The organism is Piscinibacter sp. (genome assembly GCF_050175855.1).
In the GTDB taxonomy this organism is placed as follows: domain Bacteria; phylum Pseudomonadota; class Gammaproteobacteria; order Burkholderiales; family Burkholderiaceae_C; genus Piscinibacter.
Genome location: NZ_JBFXIO010000279.1, coordinates 1 through 7060, shown reverse-complemented (window position 1 = coordinate 7060; position 7060 = coordinate 1). Strand labels below are relative to the sequence as shown.

3 protein-coding genes are annotated in these 7060 nt (G+C 70.3%); 2 read left to right on the top strand and 1 reads right to left on the bottom strand.

Annotated elements, in window-relative coordinates:
* Positions 1–169 precede the first annotated feature (169 nt).
* Positions 170–790, top strand: coding sequence for a transglutaminase-like cysteine peptidase (locus AB7U92_RS18715; RefSeq protein WP_428580394.1), 621 nt, complete (start codon positions 170–172; stop codon positions 788–790).
* 16 nt (positions 791–806) lie between these two features.
* Positions 807–2723 (top strand): EAL domain-containing protein, encoded by a 1917-nt coding sequence (locus AB7U92_RS18710; protein WP_428580391.1) that lies wholly within the window; start codon positions 807–809, stop codon positions 2721–2723.
* Between the two features lie 30 nt (positions 2724–2753).
* On the opposite strand, the gene AB7U92_RS18705 is transcribed toward AB7U92_RS18710, so the two are convergent.
* Positions 2754–7060, bottom strand: a 4307-nt coding sequence (locus AB7U92_RS18705) for a beta strand repeat-containing protein (protein WP_428580388.1), incomplete at its 5' end; no start/stop codon positions are given.

Here is a 7060-nt window from a genome sequence, read left to right as displayed (position 1 = left end):
GGCCACCATACCCGTTTACAAAGCGAACAGGAAAGTCAATGAAATCAACGGTCTACCCAGACCACCCCCGCGCCAGTGCTAGCTTTGCGTACCGTCACTTATTGCACTGAAAACGAGGAGACCCCCAGACCGGCCCTGGCTGCGGCGCCTGGGTGCGGCTGCGCTGGTCGTGTCGAGTCTCGTCGGCGCTGCCAGCGTGGCCTGGGACCGCGACCGCATGACGCAGGCCGCGCAGCGCACCGGGCCGCGCGCGCTGGCGGCGGTGAAGGCCCTGCAGCCGCTCCTGGCGGAGGGCGCTTTCGGGGACGAGGTGGCGCTGCTCGCCAAGGTCAACGAGTTCTTCAACCGCCGGGTGGTCTTCACCGACGATCGCATCGCCTTCGGCCAGGACGACCACTGGGCCAGCCCGCTGGAGATGCTCGAGAAGGGCATGGGCGACTGCGAGGACTACGCGATCGCCAAGTACTTCAGCCTGCTGGCCGCGGGCGTGCCGGTGGCGAAGCTGCGGCTGGTCTACGTGAGGGCGGCGATCGGCGGGCCCGGCGGCGTGAGCCAGGCGCACATGGTGCTCGCCTGGTACGCGCAGCCCGGCGCCGAACCGCTGATCCTCGACAACCTCATCGGCGAGGTGCGCCCCGCGTCGCGACGGCCCGACCTCACGCCGGTCTTCAGCTTCAACAGCGAGGGCCTGTGGCAAGGCACTGCGGGCGCGCCGGCCGGCGATCCGGTGAGCCGGCTGTCGCGTTGGCGCGAAATCATTGCGAAGGCGAGTTCGGAGGGGTTCCAATGACGCCAGGGAGATTCTCATGTCGTTGATCGGCCAGATCTGGCTCAAGCTGTTCGTCGTGATCGTGCTGGCCTTCGTCGGCGGCGTAGCCGTTCACACCGACTCGATGCGCGACACCCTGCAGTCGCAACTGCGACTGAAGAACGCCGACAACGCCAGCGCCATGGCGCTGGTGCTGTCGCAGCAGAAGGGTGACCGGGCGCTGATGGACCTGGCCCTGTCGGCGCAGTTCGATACCGGCTACTACCGGCGCATCCGCCTGGTCGGCAGCGACGGCGCCGTGCTGTTCGCCCGAGAGGCGCAGCCGCGGCCGCTGGACGCGCCGCGCTGGTTCGAACGGCTGCTGCCGATCGAGTCGCCGGCTGGCGTGGCGCAGGTGTCCGACGGCTGGCGGGCCATCGGCCGTGTCGAGGTCGAGAGCCACGACAGCTTCGCGCACGACGAGCTCTGGCACGCCGTGCAGCGCGCCGGTTCGGCCATGCTGGTGCTGGGCCTGCTGGCCGCGCTGGCTGGCGCACTGTTCGTCGGGCGTATCCGCCGGCCGCTGGAGCGGGCCGTGGAGCAGGCTCGCTCGCTCGAGCGTGGCGAGTACGTCACCGTCGACGAGCCCGGCACGCCCGAATTGCGCCGGCTGGTGCGCGCGATGAACTCGATGGTGGCGCGACTCAAGCAGGTGTTCGAAGGTCAGGCCAGGCAGGTCGAAACCCTGCGCCGGCAGGCCAACTGCGACGCGCTGACCGGCCTGTCCAACCGCGCCCACTTCCTCGGCCAGCTCGACGCGATGCTGCACCGCGAAGACGGCAGCGCCGAGGGCGGCTTGGTGCTGCTGCGCATCCTCGACCTCGCCGAGCTCAACCGCAGCATCGGTCACGCCAGCGCCGATCGCCTGATCGAGACCGTGGCGCAGGCCCTGCAGGCCTACACCGCGCGCGTCGACGGCTGCTTCGTCGGCCGGCTCAACGGCTCGGACTTCGCGATGTGCCTGCCCGCCGGCGGTGTGGCCGAGGAGACGGCACGGGCCGTCTCCGCCGCGCTGCAGGCGGTGCTGCCGGCATTCGGCCGGCAGGCCGCGGTGGCGGCCGGTGCCGTCGAGGCCGCGCGTGGCATGCCGCTGGCGGAGCTGATGGCGCAGGCCGACATGGCGCTGGCGCGTGCCGAAGCGCAGGGGCCGTTCGCGGTGGCCAGCGCGGGCGAGCCCGGCCAGGCCCTGGCCCGCATGGGCGAAGGCGGCTGGCGGCGCCGGCTGCACGAGGCGCTGGGCGCCGGCCGGGTGGCGCTGGTGGAGTACCCGGTGCGCGGCGAGGGCGGGCAACTGGTGCACCTGGAGTGCCCGCTGCGCGTGCAGATCGAGCCCGAAGGGCCGCAGGAGCCGGCCGCGCGCTGGCTGCCGCTGGCCGCACGGGCCCGCCTGACCGCGGCGCTCGACGAACGGGCGCTGTCGCTGGCACTTGGCGCGATCGCGCTGGACGGCCAGCCTCGGGCCATCAACCTCGCCATTGGCTCGCTGTCGGACAGTGGTTTCGCGGCGCGGCTGCGGGCTCAGCTCATGCAGGCACCGCGCGCTGCGCGCCAGGTGTGGCTGGAGGTGCCCGAGGCCGCCGCGGCCGACCACTTCGAGCTCGTGCGCGAACTGGGCCGGCAACTGCGGCCCACCGGGGCGCGGCTCGGCCTCGAGCATGCCGGCGAGCGCCTCGGCCGCATCGAGCGCCTGTTCGAGCTGGGGCTGGACTACGTGAAGCTCGACGGCTCGATCACCCGCGACGTCGGTCGCGATACCCACCGTGCCGGCTTCGCCGCCGGGCTGGTGACGATGCTGCACAGCCTGTCGGTGCAGGTGATCGCCGAAGGCGTGGCCGCGCAGGCCGACGCCGACGCCCTGTGGCAGTGCGGCGTCGACGCCCAGACCGGGCCCTGGGTGAGCGCCAGCGGGGGCTGAGACCGCGGTGCCCGGGCGCGCCGCGGCATCTCAGCCGTCGACCACCAGCTTCGACTTGTTGAGCAGGTCCTGGATGATCTGCTGGTCGCTGCTGAACCCGCCGCTGAACAGGTTCACGTTCTGCAGCACGATCGTCTGGTCGGTGGCCGTGCCGTAGTTGCTGCCGCTGAAGGCGCCCGTCGAGCTGATCTGGATCGTCGTCGAGGTGCCGTCGGTGCTGAAGTGGATGAAGTTGGCCAGGTTGCCCAGGTTCTCGCCGCTCAGCAGATCGCGCAGATCGAGGACGTCGCCGCCCGTGGCCGGTGTGGCCACGTTGAAGTCGGTGATCGTGTCCACTGCCGGCACGGCGGTCGTGCCCCGGTCGGCCAACGCCCACGCGAACACGTCTGCACCGGTGCCGCCCGTGAGCGTGTCGTTGCCGGCGCCGCCCTGGATGCGATCGGCACCTGCGCCGCCACTGACGATGTCCGAGCCGGCGCCGCCATAGAGCATGTCGTTGCCATTGCCTCCGTCGATCGTGTCATTGCCGTCGCCGCCGTAGACGAGGTCGTTGCCGTCTCCGGCATTGATCGTGTCGTTGCCGGCGAAGCCCTGCAAAGAGTCGTTCGCCGCCGTGCCGCTGATCGTGTCCGCGTTCTGCGTGCCGGCCTGGTTGGCCGTCGTCGACGAGATCGTGACGGCGATCGACTGAGTGCTGGTGGCCGTGCTGCCGTTGCTCGCCTCGGTCGAAGTCACGCTGACGTTGAGATCGAAGCTGCCCGTGAAGCCGGATGCCGGCAGCAGCTTCAGGCCGGCCAGCTGTGCCGCGGTGACGCTCCAGCTGCCGCCGCCGAGGCTGGTGCCCGCGGACAACGCGAAGCCGCTGGGCACGCCGGAGATGGTGATCGCGCTCAGCGACTCCGATCCGTCGCGGTCCGACAGGCCCGCGCTGATCGCCAGATCGATGGGCTGCCCGTAGACCGTGCCGCCGACGGAGACCGTCGGTGCAGAGACCGTCATCGACGAGTCCTTGCCGCCGTCGCCGCCGTTGAGTACCAGCCAGGAGAACTGGTACTCGCCCGCGGTGGTCGCGGTGAAGTTGTAGGTGCCGGTGGCGTCGGCGGCGGCGCCATTGGTGTTGCGGCCGGTCTGTTCCGACGACGTGAGCTGCACGAGTTGCTTCACACCGTTGGGATCGGTGACGACGAGCACGATGAGATCGTTGTAGCCGCCGTTGATCTCGCTCGTGGTGTCCTCGCCGTTGAAGAACTGCCAGTTGAACGAGGCGACGTTGCCTGCACCGAGCTCGAGCGTGTAGTTCGAGCTCTTGCCATCAATCACGTTCACATTGCCCGGATCATTGGTCGTGCTGCCTGCTGGCGGCGCGAAGCCATCGAGTGCCCCGCTGGCCAGGCCCAGCGTGCTCTCGAGGGTGGCCTGCGTGATGCCGGGTTCGGTGCTGGCCGTGCTGGCGCCCTGCACGATGGTGTTGATCTGCGTCGGCGCGACCAAGGTCGGCGCATCCGCGACCGCAGCCACGTTCAGCGTGACCGTCGCGGTCGAGCTGCCGCCCTGGCCGTCGGAGATCGTGTAGGTGAAGGAGGCCGGGCCGCTGTAGTTGGCGGTGGGCGTGAAGACGACATTGCCGCCCACCAGGGCCACCGCGCCGTTGACCGGGCTCTGCACGCTGGTGATGGTCAGCGTCGTGCCATTGTCGACGTCGGTATCGTTGGCCAGCAGCACGCCCGGGACGATGGTCAGCGCCGTGTCTTCGGTCGCCGGGCCCGTGTTGGCGTTGGCCACCGGTGCGTCGTTGGTGCCGGTGACGGTGATGACGAGATTGGCGGTGGACGTGGCACCGGCGCTGTCGGTAACGGTGTACGGCACCGTGATGATCTGCTGCTGGCCGACCCCGAGCGACTGATAGGCCGCGACGGCCGGGTTGAAGCTGTAGGTGCCGTTGGCGTTGAAGGTCAGGCCGGCCGGTGCGGCGCCGTTGAGGGCGAAGGTCAGCGTGTCGCCGTTGTCGATGTCGGTGGCGGTGACGGCGCCGGTGACCACGGCGGCGTCCTCCGCGACACTGAAGCCGGCCGCCTGGGCCACAGGGCCGTCGTTGGAGCCGTTGATGGTGACGGTGACGGTGGAGGTGGTGCCGTCCACCGAGCGCACCGTGAAGGTGTCGGTGAGGCTCTGGCCGGCGCCTAGCGCCTGGATGGCGGGGTTGGCGTTGGAGGCGTTGTAGGTCCACGCGCCGCTGGCCGCGAGCGTGAAGATGCCGTAGGTGCCGGGCGTGGCCACCTGGGGCTGGAAGCCGGCCTGGCCGGTGTCGATGTCCGTGACGGTCAGCGTGCCGCTGGTGCCGAGGTTGCCTCCGGTGACAGCGACGTCCTCGGTGACGGCGCCCGTGCCCGCCGAGATCACCGCTGCGTCGTCGGTGCCGTTGACAGTGATCGTGATGGTGCGCGTGGTGCCATCGACGGTGGTGACGGTGAAGGTCTCCGTCGGTGCCGCGCCCGAGGGCAGGGCCTGGACGTTGGCAGCGGCGTTGGCGAGCGTGTAGGTCCACACGCCTGCTGCCGTGATGCTGAAGCTGCCGTAGGTTCCGGGCGTGCCGGTCTGCGCCTGGAAGCCGGACTGGCCGGCATCGGCGTCGGTGATCACCAGCGTGCCGGTGCTCGACAGCGTGGTGTCCTCCTGCACGCTGCCGGCGAGCGGGCCGGTGATCGTCGGCGCATCGTCGGTACCGGTGATCGTGAAGGTGAGCGTGGTCGTCGACGTGGCGCCGGCGTTGTCGCGCACCGTGTAGCTGAAGGTCTCGGTGACCACCTGGCCACCTGCCAGTGCCTCGGCGGCGCTCTGACTGGCCGCGTAGCTGTACGAGCCGTCGGCATTGAGCGTGAGCGTGCCGTAGGTGCCGGCCAGCGCGCTGCCGACCGTGCCGCCGGTGGCCCCGAACGACACGGCCGAGACGGTGCGCGCATCGCCCGTGTCGATGTCGGTGTCGTTCGACAGCACGCCGGTGGCGGCCGTGGCCGTGATCGTGGCGTTCTCGTTCACCGAGCCGGTGTCGACCACGGCCACCGGCGCGTCGTTCGTGCCGGTGACGGTGATGACGAGGTTGGCGCCGGAGCTGGCGCCGGCGTTGTCGGTCACCGTGTAGGGCACCGTGATGACGGTGGACTGGCCGGCACCGAGCGACTGGTAGGCCGCGACGGCGGGGTCGAAGCTGTAGGTGCCGTTGGCGTTGAAGCTCAGGCCAGACGGTGCGGGGCCATTCAGGGCGAAGATGAGCGTGGCGCCGGCGTCGACGTCGGTGGCGGTCACGGCGCCGCTGACCACGGCGGCGTCTTCGGCAACGGTGAAGGCTTCGGGCTGGGCGATGGGCGCGTCGTTGGCCGGCGTGACGTCGATCGTGAGCTGGTTCGGCGCGGCGTCGAAGTCGATGCCGTCGCTGACGGAGAAGCTGAAGCTCGCATAGCCGCTGCCGTTCGCATCGGTGGCCGGCACGAAGCTCAGATTGGCCAGGTCGGCCGCGGCAATCGACTGCCCCGCCACCACGGCGACGCCGCCGAGCAGCAGCTGGCCGGCGGCCGGCAGGCTGTCGATGCGCACCGCGGCGAGCGGCTGGCCATTCGTGTCGGTGTAGCCGAAGTCGGAGGCCGCGAACTGGTAGGCAGTGTCCTCTGCCGTGCTCACCGTGCGGTCAGTGCCGGCCGGCGGCGTGTTGACGCTGTACAGCTGGCCGGCGGTGGCGGTGCTGCTGTTTCCGGCCGCGTCGGTGAGCGTGATGCTCGCGTCGACCCGCGTGTCTGGGTCCGCCGCCAGCGCGCTGCCGGGAACCGAGACGCTGAAGCTGCCGCCGGCGCCGACCGTGGCCTGGTAGGACTGGCCATTGACGGCCAGCACGACGATGTCGCCTGCGGCGGCATCACCGCCGGCAACACCACTGAGAACGACACTGCCTCCGGCTTCGGTGGCGCTCAACACGTTGTCGGCAGTAACGGGGTCGAGGGTCAGGGTGACCGTCGGCGCGGTCAGGTCGATCGCACCCGCATCGTTGGCGGTCGCGCTGTTACCGGCGGCATCGGTGGCCGTGGCCAGCACGGTGAAGTTGCCCTCGGCCAGCGCGGCCGGCACATCGACCGAGTAGGTGCCGCCAGCGGCGACGGTGGCGGTGAGGTTCTGAGCGATGCCATTGGCGTCGGTGACCACCAGGCTGACGGTCGAGCCGGCCGGCAGATTGGTCGTGCCGGTGATGGTGGGGGTCGAGTCGTTGGTCAGTGCGGGTGCATCAACCGTCACGCTGGGCGCGGTCAGGTCGATCGCGCCGGCATCGTTGGCGGTCGCACTGTTACCGG